This is a genomic window from Caldithrix abyssi DSM 13497 (assembly GCF_001886815.1).
Classification (GTDB): domain Bacteria; phylum Calditrichota; class Calditrichia; order Calditrichales; family Calditrichaceae; genus Caldithrix; species Caldithrix abyssi.
The window spans coordinates 1,435,255-1,455,078 of record NZ_CP018099.1; the positions used below are offsets into that span (position 1 = coordinate 1,435,255).

Sequence of the window (19,824 nt, forward strand, 5' to 3'; positions counted from 1 at the left end):
CGCGGAAACGTGCACATTGTTTTTGGGCTCGGAAACCCTGGAAAACAATATCAGTTTACACGCCATAATATTGGGTTTCTTCTTTTGGATTATTTTCAAGAATATTATAAAATCCCCTTTCAACCCGGGAAAGGGGATTATTATTTTACAAGACTTGAAATCGATGGTGAAGATATTTTGCTGGTTAAGCCCACAACTTACATGAACTTAAGCGGTGTGGCTGTTCGTCAGGTGCTGGAACAGTACCCGGTTCCTTTGCAGGATGTGCTGGTGGTTGTCGATGATTTTCAGTTGCCATTCGGCACCCTGCGCTTCCGTAAAAAGGGCAGCGATGGCGGGCACAACGGCTTAAAGTCCGTTATCTATTATCTTGAGAGCGAAGAGTTTCCGCGCTTGCGCTTTGGTATTGGCGATCATTTTGAAAATGCAGCGGAGCATGTGCTTTCGCCGTTTAATCAGCACGAGCTAAAAAAGCTTGAGGAGCTTTTGCCGGTGGCGCGGCAGGGGGTTTTAGTTTGGGTTAAAGAGGGCATTGAACAGGCGATGAATCGATTTAACAGGAATTTTTTTGAAGCAAAGATAAATTGAGGGGGATGTATGGAGTTGAATCTTACGTTTGCTTTGCTGAGCGCGGTTTTAGCGTTAATATTCGCCCTGTTCCGTTCCATTACTGTGAACAAGAAAGACGCTGGCACGGAACAAATGAAACGCATTGCGGGCTATATTCGCCAGGGAGCCATGGCCTTTTTAGGACGAGAATATCGAGTTTTGGTGTTCTTTGTCATAGTGGTGGCCGTTTTACTTTACCTGGGTAATTTACACAAAAACACCGAACTGGTCTCGCTTTCTTTTGTAATAGGCGCCGGTTGTTCGGCTTTGGCCGGTTTTTTTGGCATGCGCGTGGCCACTGCCGCCAATGTTCGTACGGCCCATGCGGCGCGCAGCAGTTTGAATAAAGCGCTGTCCATCGCCTTTGCAGGCGGCTCTGTAATGGGCATGAGCGTTGCCGGTCTGGGGCTGTTGGGGTTAAGCGTTCTGTTTACCGTTTATACGCGCATGTACGGCTTTGACATGGAAGCATTAACCACAACCGTCATGCCGATAATTAGCGGGTTTTCGCTGGGAGCCAGTTCCATCGCTCTGTTTGCCCGTGTTGGCGGCGGAATTTACACCAAGGCCGCCGATGTGGGGGCTGATCTGGTGGGAAAGGTCGAAGCCGGCATTCCCGAAGATGATCCGCGTAACCCGGCCGTAATCGCCGATAACGTGGGCGACAATGTGGGAGACGTGGCCGGCATGGGGGCCGATCTGTTTGAATCTTATGTGGGCGCCATTGTCGGTTCTATGGTGCTGGGCGCTACCATCGGCCTGGATTATGTGTTGATGCCTCTGGTGCTGGCCGGATTTGGAATCCTGGTTTCCATCCTGGGCACGTTTTTTGTCCGTACCAAAGAAGGAGGCAATCCGCAAACGGCTTTGAACATCGGTACCTTTGGGGCCGGAATTATTATGGCCGTTCTGTCGTATTTTGTCATTCATGCCTTTATGCCGCAGGACGGACTGCGCATCTATTTTGCACTGCTGGCCGGACTGGCGGGCGGTATTTTAATCGGCATGCTGACCGAATATTACACTTCAGAATCGCGCAGGCCGGCGCAAAAAATCGCGGAGGCTTCTCAAACCGGAACGGCGACCAATATCATTTCTGGCCTGGCTACAGGAATGATGAGTACGGCTCTGCCGGTGATTGTGCTGGCGATTGCCATTGTAGTGGCTTACAATCAGGCGCAGTTGTACGGAATTGCCATTGCAGCGTTGGGTATGCTCTCTACCATTGGAATTCAATTAGCTGTTGACGCTTACGGTCCCATTGCCGATAACGCCGGCGGTATCGCCGAAATGTGCGATCTGGGAAAAGAGGTAAGGCAGCGTACGGATAAATTAGATGCAGTTGGCAACACCACGGCGGCCATTGGTAAAGGGTTTGCCATCGGTAGCGCGGCCTTAACGGCCCTGGCTTTATTTAGCGCGTTTATGGCAACGGCCGGTATTACCACCATTGATGTTGCCAATCCGTATGTGATGGCCGGACTGTTTATTGGCGCCATGATGCCCTTCCTGTTTTCTTCTTTTGCCATGCGCGCCGTTGGCGATGCGGCTTTTGACATGATTGAAGAAGTGCGCCGGCAGTTCAAAGAAATTCCCGGTTTGATGGAAGGCAAGGCCGAAGCGGATTACCGTAAGTGTGTGGATATTTCAACGGCCGCCGCCATTAAAAGAATGGTGGTGCCTGGAGTTCTGGCCATCGGCACGCCTGTTATTTTTGGTTTTGTGGGCGGCGCGGAAATGCTCGGCGGACTTTTAGCCGGCGTTACGGTTAGCGGCGTTTTAATGGCCATTTTTATGGCCAATGCCGGCGGCGCCTGGGATAATGCCAAAAAATATATCGAAGCCGGCGCCCTGGGCGGAAAAGGTTCCGATGCCCATAAGGCGGCTGTGGTGGGCGATACGGTAGGCGATCCGTTTAAGGATACAGCCGGGCCCTCGTTGAACATTTTGATTAAATTAATGTCGGTGGTTGCTCTGGTAATTGCGCCACTTTTGTAATAAATTAAAAAACAGTTAACTCAAATCCTATCCCTCCTGAATGCGGAGGGATCGCTAAGACCAAAGGAGGTATTTATGGCTATTTACGAAACGATTTTCATCCTGGACAGCCTGATGCCGCCCAAAGAGATTGATGCTGCTATCGAACGCTTCAGTTCGATCATCACCTCCAACGGCGGTAAGGTGCGCAAGGTGGAAAAATGGGGCAAACGTCGTCTGGCTTATGAAATCGAAAAAAAGCAGTACGGCTTTTACGGCTCCATTGAATTCGAAGCAACAGGCAACATCCCCAAAGAGCTGGAAAGCGAGTACAACTTTAACGACAAGGTATTGCGCTACCTGACCTATCGCTATGATAAGCGGAAGTTGAAAGCCATGCAGATTGAAGACACTGAGGCTGAGGCTAAGAGAACGGAAGAGGCGGCGACTGCTGCAGCCGAAGCGGCGGCAAAAGCTGAAGCTCCGGTCGAAGAAAAACCGACGGAAGAAAAAGCCGCGGCGACCGAAACGCCCGCTCCCGCTCCCGAACCTGCACCCGAAGCAGAAGAGCCGAAAGCTGATGAAACAAACAACGAAGAAAACAAGTAAGGGGATGAAGTCATGTTAAAATTCAGAAGAAAACGTGTTTGCCAATTTTGTCAGCAAGGTATCGTTTACATCGATTTTAAAGATGAAAAAAGACTGTTGAAATTTTTGACCGAACAGGGGAAAATCATTCCCCGGCATACCTCTGGCACCTGTGCCAAACATCAAAGACAATTAGCAAAAGCAATCAAACGGGCGCGTCATCTGGCCTTAATTCCATTTGTTGCTGATTTTACAAGGTAATATTTAACAAAGGTGGATAAAAATGGAAATAATATTACGTCAAGATTATCAGAATTTAGGGAAAACGGGTGACGTCGTTAAAGTGAAAGACGGATATGCCCGTAATTATCTGATTCCCAAGGGAATTGCTTACATAGCAACCAAAGAAAATAAAAAAAGACTGGAAAACGAACTTAAAGTTAAATCGCTGCGCGTAGAAAAAGAAAAACTGGCCGCCGACGAACTGGCTAAAAAACTGGCTAATGTTTCTTGCACCATTCCCGTACAGGTCGGCGAAGAAGATAAGTTGTTCGGTTCGGTTACCTCGCAGAATATTGCCGACGCTCTTGCCGCCCAGGGCATTAAAGTGGATCGGCGCAAAATTCAACTGGAAGAACCGATTAAATCCCTTGGTATCTACTCCGTACCCATCAAGCTTCATCCCGAGGTTGAAGCGACCGTTAAGGTTTGGGTTGTAAAAGAGTAAAATTCTTTTAAACGCCGGCGCAAGCCGGCGTTTTCATTTTAACGCCTTTTAAACCTTTCCTCCTTTGATTCATCTGTCTCCTGCCGTAAAACGAGAGCGTCTCAAAAGCGACATCAAATAAATATTTAGCGAAAAATAGGGAAAAGTTTACAATAGCCCTCAACTCCTGCGCCCCCTCTCCCAGAATAGAAGTCAGATAGAAGGAGAACGCTGACTGCACACAGTGCAAGCACACAGTGCAAGCACCCAGTGCAGGCGGTCTTTATTTAACGCTGCAAGACATAATAGCTTTCTTTTAACCATTCAACTCTTACACTAATCCCACGTCAGAGGCCGTGAAAAAAATTGAAAAGAATGGTCGTTTGGAGTTAGATTAATCTTCAATGATAAAAAGCAAAAAATAAAAGAAGATCGAATATGAAAGATATCTTTGTCGAAGTGGTTTTCAACCTGCCGATTAACCAGACCTTTAGCTATCGCGTGCCCCAGGAGTTAAGTAGGGTGCAGCCTGGCATGCGCGTGCTGGTTCCCTTTGGCAATCAGTTTTTAACCGGCGTGGTGGTAATGAAGCGCGATCGTCCTGGTTTTCCCAATCCCAAGGATGTGGTGGATGTTTTAGACGAACTGCCCCTGATCACCGAAAAAATGATGCAATTAACGCGCTGGGTCTCCGAATATTATTTAAGCAGCTGGGGGCAGGCCCTGTTTTTAGCTCTGCCTCGCGGCATAGAAGAGGCGGTTAAAGAAAAGGTTTTTTTGTTAAAAGATTTGCCGGACGACACCTTAACGCAGCGTCAGAGGGAGCTTTTTTTAGTCATCGCCGAAAATCCGGGAAACACCAAGGCCTATTATCGTAAAAAATTCGGTTATTCTTCATTTTACAACTTGTTGAATATTCTTAAAAAAAAGGGATTTGTCTATTTTGAACAGGAGTACATCGAAGCGCAGGCCAGAGAGCTTTTTCGTCAGTTTGTGCATATTAATGAAGACTATCCCCAATTAAAAGAGAAGTTTCCGGATTTTCTGAAATATCTCAAGCGGCGCCCTGAAATCGATGCCTACATGTCGGAGCGCCTGGGGCAGGACATTCTGAAATCTAAATTTTTAGAGGAAACGCGGATGTCCCCACCCACCCTGGCCAAAATGTGCCGTTACGGTCTGTGTCAGCAGATCACCAAAAAAGTGGAGCGGCGCATTCATTTCGAAGATGTGGAAGAGCCGAAAATCGTTAAATTAACCGATGAGCAGACTGCCGCCATTAAAGCCGTTGAACCGAATATTGAGAAGGAAGCGTTTGCCACCTTTTTAATCCATGGCGTAACCGGCAGCGGTAAAACCCAGGTTTACATCGAAGTGCTGAAAAAAGTTCTGGCCAGGGGCAAAACGGCCATCATTCTCATTCCGGAAATCGCTTTAACTCCGCAAACGGTGCGGCGCTTTAAAAAAGTGGTCGGCGACGAAATCGCGATCTTTCACAGTAAAATGTCGTTGGGCGAACGTCTGGACTACTGGCACGCCTGCTACGAGGGACGCATCCAATGCGTGGTGGGGCCGCGCTCGGCTCTTTTTGCTCCGCTGGATAATCTTGGACTGATTGTGGTGGATGAAGAACATGAGCACACTTACAAACAAACGGAGATCAATCCTCATTACAATGCGCGGGATGTGGCCATTTACTGGGCCAGGATGAACAACGCCGTAGTGCTTTTGGGTTCGGCCACGCCCAGCCTGGAAAGTTACTACAACGCGTTAAACAAAAAATACGCGCTTATCGAAATGAAAAAGCGCATCGACGACGTGCAAATGCCGGCGGTGGAAATCATCGACATGCGCCGGGCCAAAAAGGTTGGGCAGGGCGAGCTGCGTCTTTTTTCTCAACTGTTAATCGACAAAATAAATGAGCGCTTATCGAAGAAGGAACAGGTTATCCTCCTGCAAAATCGGCGTGGATTTTCTGCATTTGAGCAGTGCAGCGAGTGCGGATTTATCCCCATTTGCCCCAATTGCGATATTAGCCTCACCTACCATGCGCATGGCGAAAAACTGCAGTGCCATTTGTGCGGCTACACCATTCCGGCCTATCAGTTTTGTCCCAATTGCGGCGGCAGGCAAATTGTTTACAAGGGCACGGGAACGCAACGCATCGAAAAGGCGCTGCTGGAAGTCATCCCTCATGCGCGTGTTCTGCGCATGGATCGCGACACCACGCGCGGTAAGCGTTCGCACGAAACCATTTTGCAGGCCTTTGCCGAGGGCAGAGCCGATATTTTGCTCGGAACGCAGATGATCGCCAAGGGGCTGGACTTTGGCAGAGTAACCCTGGTGGGCGTCATCTCTGCCGATGTGGGACTCTCCATTCCGGATTTTCGCGCGCCAGAACGTATTTTTCAGCTTTTAACTCAGGTGGCTGGCAGAGCGGGCCGGAGGCAAAAAGTCGGAGAGGTGATGGTGCAAACCTACTCCTATTCGCATTACGCCATTCAGTTCGCCCGCACGCATGATTATGCCGGATTCTTTAAAGAAGAATTGAATCACCGTAAAAATTTTCGCTACCCGCCTTTTGTGCGTTTGATCCAAATCCTTGTGCTCCATAAAGATTTTATGGAAACGGTGAATAAAACCAGAGAGATTGCCCACAAACTAAAGGCCCCGCTGGCTAAATACGCCCAGGTGTTGGGCCCGGCGCCGGGTATCATTCAACGCATGAACAACCTGCATCGCTGGGTGGTTACCTTAAAGCTGAACCCCCAAACCGACCCCACGGGAAAAATTACCAAAAGCATTCTATTGCAAAAACTGGGGTCGGCCCTTGAAAAAAAGAAGAAAAATCAACAAATACTTGTGGATGTGGATCCGATCACTTTGAATTGAGGTGTTAAAGTTTTGGTGAATTTGACGAAAAATCCTATATTTATTAAACGGTAATTTTGTGAGATTTCTGTGAAGCGGCGAGCGATTGAACTTTTAACCGGGGGAGAGATCCTCAAGCATGAGTAAACACTATCAGCAAAGAAAAGAGGCCGCCAGCGCCGTTAAAAAGTTTTACACGCTGCTCAATCAGGCGCAACAGAGCGACAAAGGCGCCGCTGCTTCCGGCGCGCAAGAATTAGAAGTTAAGTACGAGCTTTTAAGAAAGCGGTTTGAAGATTTAGAACGCCACTACAATTTTCATAAAGCCGTTTTGTATAATTTAAGCAGTGGGATTGTAATCATTAATAACGATGGCACCATCATCTACGCCAATCAATCCGCGCTGCAAATGCTGGATATGGAACTGGTTTCGCTTCAAAATAAATCCATAAAATTTTTATTTGCCGATCCAAAGCAGGGTGAAAAATTTCTGCAAAAGTTGTTAACGGAAAACAAACAGCTACAAAGCGAAGAAGCGTTTTTTAAAACGAACCATCGTAAAATTTTTCCTATTGGCCTTACAACGTCTCCCTTTTTCGATTTAAAAGATCGAAAAAAGCACGGTTTTATCATTCACTTCCGGGACATCAGCGCCCAGTTAGAGCAGCGGCGTCAGCTGGAACGCATGGAACGGTTGGCCATGCTGGGCGAACTGGCGGCCGGTATTGCCCATGAAATTCGCAATCCCCTGGCCAGTATCAAATCCGCCGCTCAGGTGCTGGAAGAGAGTTTTAAGGCGGATGATTTTCGAGCGCAACTGGCAACGCGCATTGTAAAAGCCATTGATCGCAGTAACGACCTTTTGACGCGCTTTTTTGATTTTACACGGCCCCGCAAGCCGGTGCAGGAATTTCATGACGTGGAAATGCTGATCGACGGAATTTACCTTTTGTTAGCCCCCCGCTTTAAGAAAAAGAAGATAAATTTTTTAAAAAACAGTCAACCTAATCTACCGCAGGTTTTTGTCGATCCTGGACAAATTGAACAGGTTTTCATGAACCTGTTTTTGAATGCCATCGATGCCATGCCCAAAGGCGGTGACCTGAGTGTCTCTATTTCGCTGGTTTCACATGACGTTCAGGAAGCAGAGCAAAACGGCGATTCTAAGTCTGTTTGTGTACAGGTGCAGGATACGGGTACGGGCATCCCTGAAGAAAATCTGGAAAAAATTTTCAATCCCTTTTTTACGACCAAAAGCAGCGGAATTGGTCTGGGGCTTTCCATTTCCAACCGTTTGATGCAGGAAAACGGCGGGAAAATTGAAGTGCAGTCAAAAAAAGATAGGGGAACGACCTTTTCCCTCTATTTTCCGGTTCCCGAAAATGAAAGGCAGGATTCATGGTTAAAAGAATTTTGATTGTGGATGATGAAGAGACCATCACCTTCAGTCTTTATCAGAGTTTTATCCTCAGTAAAAAACCGTTTGAGGTGGTAACCGCCGAAAGCGGCGAAGAGGCGCTGGAAAAGTTCCTGGAAAAACCGTTTCATCTGGTTATTACCGATATCTTTCTGCCGGGCATTAGCGGTTTCGACCTTATTAGAGAGATTAAAAAAACGCATGCGCAAACAAAGTTTATTGTGATTACCGCCTATGGATCGGACGACAAAAAGGAAGAGGCGCGAAAGGAGGGCGCGCAGTTGTACGTCGAAAAACCGTATGATATCAGAGATTTTAAGAAAAAAGTAATGGAAATGTTGAAGTAATATGGCGCTTGTAGGAAATTTAAAAGACATAAAGTTGCCCACGCTGGTTCAGATCAACTGCATGGAAAAGAACACCGCCAAGCTGACCATTGAACACCTTGGCAAGTTCGGCTTTATCTATTTTGACGGCGGTCAGGTGGTGCACGCAGAGTACGATCCTCTGATCGGGGAAGAGGCCTTTTTTAAATTGCTGGAATTGTATTCCGGCAATTTTAAGGTTGAAAATGATGTAAAACCGCCGGCGGTAACCATTCAAAGGAACTGGAATAATTTATTGCTGGAAGGGCTGCATCGTCGGGACGTAAACATGCCTGACAGCAAGTTTAATTTTACGCGGCTCTTTGAAAGCCTGTTTAACGTTAAGGGCGTGGAACAGGTGTCCATTCTGGATAAACACGGCAACACCATTGCCCAGAGTGATCAACAGAAAATTAATGTAACAGAAACGCTCTTTTTCTGGTACGAAGCCGAAAAACTCAGCGGAGTGGTCGGAGAACACACCTTGCGCTTTTTGCGTCTGAGCCTGGGCAGCAAACAACAATTCGTCATTAAATTGGACGAAAACTACATTCTGGTAATTAATTTTTCCAAAAAGATTCAACAGGAACTGATTTTTTCCATTATTCGTGAAACCTTAAAAATTTCGGTTTAATGTAAATTATCCTTAACTTATTAAAAAAAATAACGATAAATAAATTATGCCTGAAAAATTATTACAAGAGATTAAGGAAATCGATTCGGTGGAAGCCGTTGCGGTGATCTCATTTAAAGGGAACATCTGGCAACAAAGCGGCGCTACCGTGACTGCAGAGCAGATGAAAATGATCGGCTCGTATTTATTGAGAATGTTGGCCATAAAGTCCAAAAGCAAACAGCGTATTGTGCACATCGAACTACACTGGCTGAATCGTTTTTTGATTGCCCGTTTTTCCGAGGGCTTTTTGATCGTTACGCTATTTAAAAAGGCCGATATTCTTTCGCTTTTAAGGATTACCTTAAATGTAACCGTAGCGAACCTCCTGGAAGAGAAAACGTTTTTGAAATGGTTGAAAAAAGAAAAATACAATCTCAACTTGCATATTCAAAAGGGTCAATTTGATGAACATGAGCTTGGTTTGATTTCTAAGCTCGTTTAATCTATATTCTATCATACGGGATTAAAAAGCGTTGAATTATGATTAACGAAAACATGGTGTTTAAACTGGCTGCCAAAAGTAGCGGACACGAGATCAGTCTTTCATCGGTAGAGTGGGGAGTTATTACACAAATTGACGGAGAAAAAACAGTAGGCGAAATTGCCGGGAATCTGGCCCTATCGCTGGAAGAAGCCTTTGAAGTGGTGAACGCCTTACGCAAAAAAGGGCTGATCTTTTTTGATCGGGAAATAGAGGTAAAAGAAGAAGTCGTTGGCAAACCATTTTTACAAAAGGTGAATGAAACATTAACCAAATACATCGGCCCCGTTGCACAGTATCTGATTCATGACGTGTTAACGGAGTTGCGTCTGGAAGAGGAAAATATCCCCAAAAGCCGTTTGCCTGAATTTATTGAAATATTAAGCGACGAAATTAGCGACGAAAAGAAAAAGGTTAACTTCCAAAGAGAAATGCTTAGCTTATTAAAGCAACTTTAAAAGGAACTTTAAGTGATGAGTAAGTTTTTTAGTATTCGCTGGAAAATAAGCGGCCTGTTTTTAGTCAGTAATATCGTTTTAGGCGTGGTTATTGCTTTATTGGTCAGCAACCACGTGCGCCAGACATTCCGCAATGAGCTGATCGAGCGCGGACGAACCATCGGTCACAATCTGGCGAGCAACAGCGGCGACCTGATTTTAAATGAAGATAAAGTGGGCCTCAGGTATTTGATCGCCAACAACATGAACTTCGAAAGCCTCGATTATATTCTGGTACACGATAGCGAAGGAAAGATCGTTGGCGATAACTTCAACGGCCAGGTGCCTAAAAGTTTACAGGTGGAAGATTTAAGTGCCATTAACAAAAAGGAAAGCTCCCAGGTGCTGGAAGTTCCCGAATTAAACACTTCGGTGTATGATTTGTGGGTGCCGGTTGAAGAAGGATTGATTGGATACATTCGCATCGGATTGGATACCTCGTATGTTCGGAATGTGGTCAACCAGACCATAAAGGTCATTTTGCTCTCTGTACTGGTTGTAACGCTATTGGGCGGAATGTTTGTGTTTTTTCTGGGAGGACAGCTGGTTAAACCGATTATTTATTTAACCAGGCGCGCCGATGAAATCAGTCAGGGCAAATTGGAACAGAAAATTGAACTGAAAACGCACGACGAGATCGAAAAACTGGCCGAGGCTCTGGATCGGTTGAGGGAATCCGTGAAAATTGCCCTGAAAAGGCTGGAACAACAGCAATCCTTAAAAATGTAATTTAAATTAACATAAGGATAGAACTATGGTTCAAGTACGTAAATTAAAAGACGGTAGCCGTCAGGTTATTTTGAATAGCAAGCAATACGAAGCCATTACCAAAGTGCTGTCGGAGCTTGCCGCAAAGACCAAAGCCTCTGCAATTCTGTTCGCCGATATGAGCGGGCAGCTTATCAGCCAGAGGGGGAATACCGACGATATGAACACAACCGTTCTTTCTGCTCTGGCTGCCAGCGATTTTGCCGCCACATCCGAAATGGCCAAACTGGTTGGCGAAGAGGCAAAATTTAAACTGCTGTTCCACGAAGGCGAAAAACGGAATGTCTATCTTTCGAATGTGGGAAACGATTTCTTTCTGGTGGTGGTTTTTGATGTGAGCGTTACGCTGGGCCTGATCCGCATTTACACCAAAAAAGCCATTGAAGACCTGCTGGCGGCGCTTAAAGAAGGCGAAGACAGAAAGGACGATCAGGAAAAAATGATCGATTCGGATTTCAGCTCTTTGTTGGGCGATGCTCTGGACGATGCGTTTAAATAAAATTCATTCTGAAATTTAAAGTTGGATAATTGTAGTTGATCATAACGAAAGAGGAACAGGATGTTTATTAACTGGGCATTACAAGAGATTAATCTAAAGATTGTTTACTACGGTCCAGGGATGAGTGGCAAAACAACCAATCTGGAATACATCCACTCTAAATTGGATCCCTCTTTAAAAGGTGAATTGGTTTCATTAAAGACCAAAGAAGATCGAACCATCTTTTTCGATTTCATGCAAATAGAAGTGGGGCGCATTAAAGGAAAGAAACCAAAATTTAATTTGTACACCGTTCCCGGTCAGGTCTATTATGCCTCCAGCCGCAAGGTCATTTTAAATGGCGTGGACGGCATCGTATTTGTGGCCGATTCTCAGCCGCACCGCATGGAAGCCAATATCGAAACCCTGTTAGACCTGGAAGAGAACTTAAAACAAGAAGGGCACACCCTGGAAAATTTCCCCTGGGTCATTCAGTACAACAAGCGCGATCTGCCTGGCGTCGAATCGGTTGAAGTTTTGCAGCGCCGCCTTAATTTTTTTAACGTGCCGTATTTCGAAGCGGTGGCCGTGCGCGGCGACGGCGTATTCGACACCTTAAAGGCGGTCATTAATCTGGTCGTGCGCAATGTACAGGATCAGTTATAAAATTTAGTTTTGATTTAAATATTTTCTTGCTAATTTGAATGCCTTCTCCTAATTTTGGGGAAGGTTTTTTTTTGGAAAAGAGCGGAGATTTAATCATCGAACGACCAGTTACAATAACCGTTGAAAAAAGACGATTACGTAAAGAAATTTTTGCCTGGACGCTCTACGATTTTGCCAACACCTCCTACAGCGTCATTGTGGTCACGGTGGTTTACGCCATCTATTTTAAAGAATACATCGTCGGAGACCTTACCATTTCGCTTGGCGGCTGGGTGCGCAATCCCGGCGATTTTTTGTGGGGGCTGGGCGGTTCGATTTCCATGGCCATTGTGGCTTTAAGTTCGCCCATCATGGGCGCCATTGCCGATTACAGCAATCGGAAAAAAAGATTTTTGTTCGTTTACACCATGGCCTGCGTAAGCGTAATGGCCCTTTTGTATTTTTTAGAACCGGGCATGATTGTGGCCGGCCTGTTGTTGTTTATTATCGGGAATATCGGATTTGAAGGGGCGCTTGTTTTTTACAACGGCTTTTTACCGCAAATTTCAACGCCGCAAAATATTGGTAAAATTTCCGGATACGGCTTTGCGGTGGGCTATGTGGGCTCGTTGATTAGTTTATTAATCGCCCTGCCGTATGCCACCAGAGCTTTTGCCGCCAATGATCTGTCTATCATGCGGCCCACCTTTGTGCTGGCGGCGGCATTCTTTTTCGTGTTTTCCCTGCCGTTTTTTGTGCTGGTAAAGGAGCGCATCGTGAATGCGCCCGCGGTTTCGGGTAATTACATTAAGGCGGGTTATCGGCGAACCCTGCAAACCATCAAACGGATGCGTGAATTCCCTGAAATACTCAAGTTTTTACTGGCTTATTTTATTTACATAGACGGCGTAAACACGGTGATCTATTTTAGCGGAATATTTGCCAGTACCACGCTGGGTTTTTCCATGCGCGAAGTCATCCAGTTTTTTGCCATTGTTCAGTCTTCCGCTATTTCCGGCGCCTATGTTTTCGGCTATTTAACCGACAAGTTCGGCCCGAAAAAAACGATTATGATTACGCTTCTTTTATGGATTGTTGTTACCATTGGCGCTTATTTTACGCACAGTGCTTCGATGTTTTATGTGGTGGGCTTGATTGCCGGCGTGGCCATGGGCTCGTCGCAGTCGGCCAGCCGCGCTTTAATGGGCAAGCTGATCCCGCGGGGCATGGAGGCGGAATTTTATGGATTTTATGCTTTGATGGGCAAATTTTCATCCATCCTGGGGCCCTTTACGTTCGGCCTTGTTTCTATTTTAACCGGCAGTCAACGCTATGCCATCATTTCATTATTATTCTTTTTTGTTACGGGATTAATATTGATCAATCGCGTAAACGAAAAAGTAACCTACAAAAGATTCGTACTGTAAAATTAACGATAAATTGTAAAAAAGGTGGTCGATTTAAATTTGGCAAAAGCTAATAAAATAATTATATTCGGAATTTTTATTGTTGGGCAGATTTGTTCTTTGACATTGGCCAAGTCTTTGGAAAAACAGCAGTACGGCCGGTTGGTTTTTTACTATGAGCCGGGCGATAGGCTGTTAACGGAACGGTTGATTAAAAACATTGATGAACCGCTGAAAAAAATCGAACAACTTTTTCAGGAATCGGTGCAAACGCAGGTAAGCGTTTTGATTACCAAATCCGATGCGCAGTTCATGGAATATTTAAAGGGCCGCGTGCCAGAATGGAGCCAGGCGGTCGCTCTGCCCGAACAGCGAATGATCGTGCTCAAATTAGCAGACGCCGAGCAGATTAAAAAAAGCCCGACCATTCTGTTGCATGAGTTAATGCATGTGTTGATCTATGACCACCTGAAAGGACGCTATATTCCGACCTGGTTAAATGAAGGGATGGCCGATTATTTTAGCGAAAACGGTTTAAGTTTCGAGAAAAAAATCGTGCTCGCCCAGGCGATTGTCAATAAAAAAATTATTGATCTGGCAGCCATCGACACCATGTTTAGATGGAATGCGCCCAAAGCCAGACTCGCCTACATCGAAGCCCAGAGCGCCGTAGAGTTTATCGTCAGTACCTATGGCGTTGAACGACTGGTGGAATTATTGAATAACGTGCGCCAGCAGCGAAGTTTTCCGGAAGCGTTTGTTAAAACGTTTGGCTTCGACTTGCTGGATTTTGAGATTCGATGGAATGAATATATTAAAAACAAGTATCGATGGCTGGTGTTGCTAAAAATTGAAGAATGGATTTTTGCCTTAAGCGGCGTACTGTTCTTAATTGCCGTGATTGTGGTCTATTTAAGGAACAGAAAAAAGTTAAAGGAACTAACGATAGAAGATTTTAATCATTTGGATGATGGAGGACCATAAAATTGTACGTACCTAAAAAAATATTTTTAACTAAAGGAATAGGTGTTAGTAAAGAACAATTAACCAGCTTTGAGATGGCTCTGCGAAATGCAGGCGTGGGGCCTTACAATCTGGTCTCGGTTTCCAGTATTTATCCTCCGGGCTGTAAGCTCATAAGCAGAGAAGCCGGATTAAAAGAATTGGAACCGGGGCAAATTGTCCATGCCGTAATGAGCCGAAACGCCACCAATGAGCCGGGGCGTATGATTACCGCCTCTGTTGGGCTGGCCATTCCAAAAGATAAAAGCGCGTATGGGTACCTTTCTGAACATCATGGATACGGCCAAACCGAAGAAGAAGCCGGAGAGTATGCCGAAGATCTGGCCGCCGAAATGTTGGCCACCATTCTGGGCGTGGAGTTTGATACGGATTTAAGCTGGGACGAGAAAAGAAATCTGTGGCACATTTCGGGAAAGATCGTTCATTCGCAAAATATTACGCAATACGCCACGGGCGATGCGCGCGGTTTGTGGACCACGGTTTTTGCCGCTGCCATTTTGTTACCATAAATAAGGGCTTACGGACCTGAAGATGAAGTTTTTGCAAGGCGAAGCGCCTGAGATCAGCTACCAGAAAGCGCGAACGGCCATCCTGCCCGTGCCTTACGAGCGCACAACCAGTTTTGAAGGGGGCACGGCGCGCGGACCGCAGGCGGCCATTGCTGTTTCGCCTTACCTGGAAACTTACGACGAAGAGCTGGACGTGGAAATCTGGAAGGCCGGCATTTTTACGCTGCCCGCTTTGAACTTTGGCGAAGATGTTCAAAAGGATTTTGATTTAATTACACGTTCTGTTTTAAAATTAATAGAAGATCAAAAATTTGTGGTGGCCATTGGCGGCGAACATTCCATTAGCTACCCCCTTTTCCGGGCTTTTCATCAGAAGTTCCCGGATATTTCGGTGCTGCAGCTGGATGCCCATGCCGATCTGCGCGAAAGCTATCAGGGAACGCCTTTTTCGCATGCCAGCGTGATGAAACGCATTTTCGATTTGAATCAAAACCTGGTGCAGCTGGGCATTCGGGCTCTTTCGATCGAAGAGCGCGAATTTATCAAACAGAAAAACATAAAAACGGTTTTTGCGCATCAGATGTATGAGAATTGGCCGGACGATATTTTAACACACCTGAGCGAAACCGTCTATTTAACCATTGACGTGGATTTTTTTGATCCGGCTTTAATGCCGGGCACCGGCACACCGGAACCGGGGGGCTTTTTTTGGCCGGAAACATTAAAATTTCTTAAAACATTATTTAAAACGAAAAATGTGGTGGGCATGGATGTGGTGGAGCTAAGACCCCTTGCCGAAACCAGACATTCGGAATATACTGTAGCACGGCTGATCTACAAGTTGATTGGCTATAAATTTTTTCTGAACCGTTAACCATTAAGGAAGAAACTAAATATGAAGAAAATAAAATTTGCCTTTGGAATTCACAATCACCAGCCTATCGGGAATTTTGACTTTGTGTTCGAAGAAGCTTACCAGAAAAGTTATCTGCCGTTTTTGCAAATCTTAAAAAAACACCCGTCCATTAAAATCTCCATTCATTTCACGGGTATTTTAATCGACTGGCTCGAAGAACACCATCCGGAACTGCTGAGCATGGTTAAAGAGATGGTGGAGCGCGGACAGTTAGAGGTAATGAGCGGCGCTTACTACGAACCGATCATTTCGGTCATTCCCGAATCAGACCGCACGGGGCAAATCCGTAAACTGAGCGCGCGGGTGGAAGAGCTTTTTGGTTATCGGCCCGCCGGCATGTGGCTGGCAGAACGCGTGTGGGAGCCCAACCTGCCCACCTCGTTGTCCGCCGCCGGCATGAAGTACACCATCCTCGACGATACGCACTTTAAATACGCCGGCCTGGAAGATCGTGACCTGGAGGGCTATTTTTTAACCGAAGACCTGGGTAATACGGTTGCTTTGTTTCCGATTAATAAACACCTGCGCTATACCATTCCCTTCCAGGACCCGCAAGAGACCATCGAAGTATTGAAAAGCGCCGCCAATGAACAGGGCTCCAGCTTGCTGGTTTTTGCGGATGACGGCGAAAAGTTCGGCGTGTGGCCCAACACCTATCGCCATGTTTACGAAGAAGGCTGGCTGGAAAATTTCTTTAAAGCGCTGGAAGAAAACAGCGATTGGATCGAAATGGTCCACTTTTCCGAAGCCCTGGAAATATTGCCCCCGCAGGGAAAAATTTATTTGCCCACCGCTTCTTACGCGGAGATGATGCACTGGGCTTTGTTTCCGCCCACATTCCGCAAGTACGAAGATTTTGAGCACATTCTGGCGGATAAAAACTTACTGGAACCGTACGGCATTTTTGTGCGCGGCGGCTTCTGGCGTAATTTTATGAGTAAATATCCGGAAGTAAACGTGATGCACAAAAAGATGTTGCGCATCAGTCAAATGGTGCATCAACAAAATTTTGAAAGCGCAGACAAAGAAAAGAACAGGGCGCTCGATCATTTGTGGGCCGCGCAGTGTAACTGCCCGTACTGGCACGGCGTGTTCGGCGGATTGTATTTAAGCCATTTGCGCTTTGCCATTTTTAACAATTTAATTGAGGCCGAAAAAATCCTCGATCGTCGCCGTGATCTACCTTTAATCGAACATGTCGATTTTGACGCCGACGGGCACGAGGAAATATTGGTCGAAACGGCTGTGCATGACGCCTATTTTAAACCGGACCAGGGCGCCATGCTCTTTGAGTACGATTTTAAACCCGCCGGTAAAAATTTGTTAGACACCATGACGCGAAGAGTGGAAGGCTACCACAATAAACTTAAAGAAGCCGTTTATGTCGAAGACTTTGAGAACGACGGATCGCAGACGGCAAGCATTCACGATCTGGTCCTTTCCAAAGAGCGAGATTTGTATAAAAAGCTAAAATACGATGTTTACGAGCGCCGTTCGTTAATCGATCATATTTTACCGGCCGATTGTACGCTGGAACAATTTGAAAATGGGGAATACCGGGAAACGGGCGATTTTTACAATCAACCTTACCGCTTGATTAATCAAACACGGCAAAAAGATCGTATTGAGCTGCAATTTAAAAGGGACGGTTTGGTGCAAGGCAAGCCGGTTTCGTTGTTAAAAATGGTGTCGATTGACACGCAGACCGCAGAACTGGAAATTACTTACAGGCTCGCCAATAACTCTACCGAGCCCCTGTCATTTTTGTTTGCCGTGGAATTTAACTATGGTTTGCAGGCCGGTCAGGCCGACGACCGCTATTACTACAACGAACAGGGAAAGCTGGAACATTTTTACCTGAACTCTTCCGGCGTTTTGTCCGGCGCCAGAATGATCGGACTGAAAGACGAGTATTTAAGAATAGATATTCGCCTGACCAGCGAACAGGCGCAGGAAATCTGGCGTACGCCGGTGGAAACCATTTCCCTGTCGGAAGGCGGCTTTGAACGGGTGTACCAGAGTTCGGCGGTTTTGATGGTTTACAAAGTGGATTTACAAAAACAGTTCGAATGCGTCATCCGTCAAAAAGTGGAATGGATGGAGTAATCGGTTGAAAGGTGACGCCCAAAAAGAGAAATATAAATTGTGATCTTTTCTGGAATGGCGGTAAAAAGGTCAAATTTTTGTGCCGGCCTGAAAAGAGAGGGACATTAATTTGCAAGATGTTTATTTTGTAAACATTGTCAACAACAATGTCAGGATTTAGAAGATGCCAAAACGTACGCGTTTTTTGTTTTTTGTATTGATCGTCGTTTTGCTGGTTGTAATCCATAACAATTACAAATATGTGCTTTACAACTATCTTTCGCCGGCCGAGCAAAGCGCTTATAAACTGGAAAGAACATTTAAAGTCATCGATCGTTATTATGTGGATTCGGTGGACTGGCAGGCCGCGACCGGTAAAGCCATTTCCGGGGCGCTTCGTACGCTCGATCCGCATTCCATTTATTTGAGCCCTGAGCAGGTTAAGCGTGCGCTGGAAGATTTTGAAGGGCACTATTACGGCATTGGAATTCAATTCGACATCATAAATGATTATCCCACGGTTGTTTCTGTCTTTCCCGGGTCGCCGTCGGCCAGAGCGGGCTTGCAGGCTGGCGACCAATTCATCGAAATCGAAGGCCAGTCGGCTTATAAGATAAGCATGGACGAAGTGCCCAAGAAATTAAAAGGACCAAAGGGAACCAGAGTAAAGGTGAAAATTCGTCGGCCTTTTATGGATGAACCATTTGAGGTTACGCTCACCAGAGACGAAATACCCATTACCACGGTTAATACCTATTTTAAAGTGGACTCCATTACCGGTTATGTGTGGATCAATCGTTTTGCTTTTACCACGTCGGAAGAGCTGGAAGCCGCCTTGCTGGAGCTGGAAGAGGCGGGCATTAAACAATTGATCCTGGATCTGCGCGACAACGGCGGGGGATTGCTGCGCCAGGCGGTTTCTGTGGTAGGAAAGTTTATCGAGGGAAACAAACTGGTTGTTTACACCAAAGGGCGCTTAAAATCGTTTAATGAAAAGTACTACACCGAAGACTATCGCGACGGGAAAGTGCGCGATTATCCGTTGATTGTATTGATCAATCACAATACGGCCAGCGCCTCGGAAATCGTTGCCGGCGCATTGCAGGATTATGATCGCGCGCTTATTGTGGGCACACGCAGTTTTGGTAAGGGATTAGTGCAAAACGAATTCGAACTTCCGGATCAATCCAGAATACGCTTAACCATTGCCAAGTATTACACGCCCAGCGGCAGGTTAATCCAGCGTCCTTACAAAAACAAATCGGCCAGAGAATATTTTAGCGAGGTATGGGAAGATTCGCTTGAACAAAAGCTGACCGATAGTTTGCAGAATACCCATGTTTATTACACCAGCAAAGGGCGCAAGGTTTTTGGCGGCGGGGGTATTCATCCGGATGTGGAAATCGTTTTTACGGATAGTCTTCATGCCAAATGGATGATGCAATTGTTAGAAAAGCGCGTCTTTTTTAAGACCATTTTGCAATGGACCGGAAAGCTGAAGCGCTGGAGCGCAGACTTTAAAAGATTTGAGAAAAATTTTGAAGTAAGCGATAAAATGCTGGCTACCCTAAAGCAAATTGCACAGGACGAAAACATTAAGCTAACGCCATTAGAAATAAAAAGGGAGAAAAATTATCTTAAACAACGTTTAAAAGCAGAAGCGGCCAGATATTTCTGGGGGATGTCCGCTTTTTACCGGATGTTGTTAAAAACGGATCGTCAATTTAAAGAGACGATGCGTTATTTTGAACAGGCAAAAGCGCTTTTAAAAGATGGAAACTAAATGAAATTAGAATTGACTTCAATC

At 45.8% G+C, this 19,824-nt stretch carries 20 protein-coding genes; all 20 read left to right on the forward strand.

Features of this window, described 5'->3' with window-relative positions:
- The first annotated feature begins 9 nt into the window (after window positions 1–9).
- The 20 genes from pth (at window position 10) to Cabys_RS05775 (ending at window position 19,800) form a co-directional block, all read left to right on the forward strand.
- Entirely contained in the window at window positions 10–588 is a 579-nt protein-coding gene (pth, locus tag Cabys_RS05680; RefSeq protein ID WP_006929227.1) for an aminoacyl-tRNA hydrolase, read from the forward strand.
- 9 nt (window positions 589–597) lie between these two features.
- The gene (locus Cabys_RS05685; RefSeq protein WP_006929228.1) at window positions 598–2,607 is read left to right on the forward strand and encodes a sodium-translocating pyrophosphatase; all 2,010 of its coding nucleotides are present in this window, start codon (window positions 598–600) and stop codon (window positions 2,605–2,607) included.
- Between the two features lie 75 nt (window positions 2,608–2,682).
- Window positions 2,683–3,195 (forward strand): 30S ribosomal protein S6, encoded by a 513-nt coding sequence (gene rpsF / locus Cabys_RS05690; RefSeq protein ID WP_006929229.1) that lies wholly within the window; start codon window positions 2,683–2,685, stop codon window positions 3,193–3,195.
- A 12-nt stretch (window positions 3,196–3,207) separates the two neighbouring features.
- Window positions 3,208–3,435 (forward strand): 30S ribosomal protein S18, encoded by a 228-nt coding sequence (gene rpsR / locus Cabys_RS05695; RefSeq protein ID WP_006929230.1) that lies wholly within the window; start codon window positions 3,208–3,210, stop codon window positions 3,433–3,435.
- A gap of 22 nt (window positions 3,436–3,457) precedes the next feature.
- Entirely contained in the window at window positions 3,458–3,901 is a 444-nt protein-coding gene (rplI, locus tag Cabys_RS05700) for a 50S ribosomal protein L9 (protein WP_006929232.1), read from the forward strand.
- A 417-nt stretch (window positions 3,902–4,318) separates the two neighbouring features.
- Window positions 4,319–6,772, forward strand: a complete 2,454-nt coding sequence (priA, locus tag Cabys_RS05705) for a primosomal protein N' (RefSeq protein ID WP_006929235.1) — start codon at window positions 4,319–4,321, stop codon at window positions 6,770–6,772.
- A 118-nt stretch (window positions 6,773–6,890) separates the two neighbouring features.
- Window positions 6,891–8,168 carry a two-component system sensor histidine kinase NtrB gene (locus Cabys_RS05710; protein WP_006929242.1) on the forward strand — a complete coding sequence of 426 codons (1,278 nt, stop codon included), beginning with the start codon at window positions 6,891–6,893 and terminating at the stop codon, window positions 8,166–8,168.
- Window positions 8,150–8,515 carry a response regulator gene (locus Cabys_RS05715; RefSeq protein WP_006929243.1) on the forward strand — a complete coding sequence of 122 codons (366 nt, stop codon included), beginning with the start codon at window positions 8,150–8,152 and terminating at the stop codon, window positions 8,513–8,515. Before Cabys_RS05710 ends, Cabys_RS05715 begins: the two co-directional genes overlap by 19 nt.
- Window position 8,516: 1 nt before the next feature.
- Window positions 8,517–9,167, forward strand: a complete 651-nt coding sequence (locus Cabys_RS05720; protein ID WP_006929244.1) for a DUF4388 domain-containing protein — start codon at window positions 8,517–8,519, stop codon at window positions 9,165–9,167.
- A 46-nt stretch (window positions 9,168–9,213) separates the two neighbouring features.
- Window positions 9,214–9,651, forward strand: a complete 438-nt coding sequence (locus Cabys_RS05725; RefSeq protein WP_006929245.1) for a hypothetical protein — start codon at window positions 9,214–9,216, stop codon at window positions 9,649–9,651.
- 38 nt (window positions 9,652–9,689) lie between these two features.
- The gene (locus Cabys_RS05730; protein ID WP_006929246.1) at window positions 9,690–10,148 is read left to right on the forward strand and encodes a DUF8082 domain-containing protein; all 459 of its coding nucleotides are present in this window, start codon (window positions 9,690–9,692) and stop codon (window positions 10,146–10,148) included.
- 15 nt (window positions 10,149–10,163) lie between these two features.
- The gene (locus tag Cabys_RS05735; RefSeq protein ID WP_006929247.1) at window positions 10,164–10,916 is read left to right on the forward strand and encodes a HAMP domain-containing protein; all 753 of its coding nucleotides are present in this window, start codon (window positions 10,164–10,166) and stop codon (window positions 10,914–10,916) included.
- A 25-nt stretch (window positions 10,917–10,941) separates the two neighbouring features.
- Window positions 10,942–11,454, forward strand: a complete 513-nt coding sequence (locus Cabys_RS05740) for a roadblock/LC7 domain-containing protein (protein WP_006929248.1) — start codon at window positions 10,942–10,944, stop codon at window positions 11,452–11,454.
- A gap of 60 nt (window positions 11,455–11,514) precedes the next feature.
- Window positions 11,515–12,099: a GTP-binding protein gene (locus Cabys_RS05745; RefSeq protein ID WP_006929249.1), complete on the forward strand. Its 585-nt coding sequence runs from the start codon at window positions 11,515–11,517 to the stop codon at window positions 12,097–12,099.
- Between the two features lie 71 nt (window positions 12,100–12,170).
- Window positions 12,171–13,505: an MFS transporter gene (locus tag Cabys_RS05750; protein ID WP_217183922.1), complete on the forward strand. Its 1,335-nt coding sequence runs from the start codon at window positions 12,171–12,173 to the stop codon at window positions 13,503–13,505.
- Window positions 13,506–13,610: 105 nt separating this feature from the next.
- Entirely contained in the window at window positions 13,611–14,468 is an 858-nt protein-coding gene (locus Cabys_RS05755; RefSeq protein ID WP_169313652.1) for a peptidase MA family metallohydrolase, read from the forward strand.
- A 2-nt stretch (window positions 14,469–14,470) separates the two neighbouring features.
- Window positions 14,471–15,016, forward strand: a complete 546-nt coding sequence (locus Cabys_RS05760; protein WP_006929252.1) for a pyruvoyl-dependent arginine decarboxylase — start codon at window positions 14,471–14,473, stop codon at window positions 15,014–15,016.
- A 22-nt stretch (window positions 15,017–15,038) separates the two neighbouring features.
- Window positions 15,039–15,890: an agmatinase gene (gene speB, locus Cabys_RS05765; RefSeq protein WP_006929253.1), complete on the forward strand. Its 852-nt coding sequence runs from the start codon at window positions 15,039–15,041 to the stop codon at window positions 15,888–15,890.
- Window positions 15,891–15,911: 21 nt separating this feature from the next.
- Window positions 15,912–18,038, forward strand: coding sequence for an alpha-amylase/4-alpha-glucanotransferase domain-containing protein (locus Cabys_RS05770; RefSeq protein WP_006929254.1), 2,127 nt, complete (start codon window positions 15,912–15,914; stop codon window positions 18,036–18,038).
- A gap of 163 nt (window positions 18,039–18,201) precedes the next feature.
- Window positions 18,202–19,800 (forward strand): S41 family peptidase, encoded by a 1,599-nt coding sequence (locus tag Cabys_RS05775; protein WP_006929255.1) that lies wholly within the window; start codon window positions 18,202–18,204, stop codon window positions 19,798–19,800.
- The last annotated feature ends 24 nt before the right edge of the window (window positions 19,801–19,824 follow it).

Excerpts from the sequence above, each read along its gene's own strand:
- rplI (WP_006929232.1), top strand. The coding sequence starts at position 3,458 with ATGGAAATAATATTACGTCAAGATTATCAGAATTTAGGGAAAACGGGT.
- Cabys_RS05745 (WP_006929249.1), top strand. The coding sequence starts at position 11,515 with ATGTTTATTAACTGGGCATTACAAGAGATTAATCTAAAGATTGTTTAC.
- Cabys_RS05730 (WP_006929246.1), top strand. The coding sequence starts at position 9,690 with ATGATTAACGAAAACATGGTGTTTAAACTGGCTGCCAAAAGTAGCGGA.
- Cabys_RS05715 (WP_006929243.1), top strand. The coding sequence starts at position 8,150 with ATGGTTAAAAGAATTTTGATTGTGGATGATGAAGAGACCATCACCTTC.
- rpsR (WP_006929230.1), top strand. The coding sequence starts at position 3,208 with ATGTTAAAATTCAGAAGAAAACGTGTTTGCCAATTTTGTCAGCAAGGT.
- speB (WP_006929253.1), top strand. The coding sequence starts at position 15,039 with ATGAAGTTTTTGCAAGGCGAAGCGCCTGAGATCAGCTACCAGAAAGCG.
- Cabys_RS05775 (WP_006929255.1), top strand. The coding sequence starts at position 18,202 with ATGCCAAAACGTACGCGTTTTTTGTTTTTTGTATTGATCGTCGTTTTG.
- Cabys_RS05740 (WP_006929248.1), top strand. The coding sequence starts at position 10,942 with ATGGTTCAAGTACGTAAATTAAAAGACGGTAGCCGTCAGGTTATTTTG.
- Cabys_RS05725 (WP_006929245.1), top strand. The coding sequence starts at position 9,214 with ATGCCTGAAAAATTATTACAAGAGATTAAGGAAATCGATTCGGTGGAA.
- Cabys_RS05710 (WP_006929242.1), top strand. The coding sequence starts at position 6,891 with ATGAGTAAACACTATCAGCAAAGAAAAGAGGCCGCCAGCGCCGTTAAA.
- Cabys_RS05735 (WP_006929247.1), top strand. The coding sequence starts at position 10,164 with ATGAGTAAGTTTTTTAGTATTCGCTGGAAAATAAGCGGCCTGTTTTTA.
- priA (WP_006929235.1), top strand. The coding sequence starts at position 4,319 with ATGAAAGATATCTTTGTCGAAGTGGTTTTCAACCTGCCGATTAACCAG.
- Cabys_RS05720 (WP_006929244.1), top strand. The coding sequence starts at position 8,517 with ATGGCGCTTGTAGGAAATTTAAAAGACATAAAGTTGCCCACGCTGGTT.
- rpsF (WP_006929229.1), top strand. The coding sequence starts at position 2,683 with ATGGCTATTTACGAAACGATTTTCATCCTGGACAGCCTGATGCCGCCC.
- Cabys_RS05685 (WP_006929228.1), top strand. The coding sequence starts at position 598 with ATGGAGTTGAATCTTACGTTTGCTTTGCTGAGCGCGGTTTTAGCGTTA.
- Cabys_RS05770 (WP_006929254.1), top strand. The coding sequence starts at position 15,912 with ATGAAGAAAATAAAATTTGCCTTTGGAATTCACAATCACCAGCCTATC.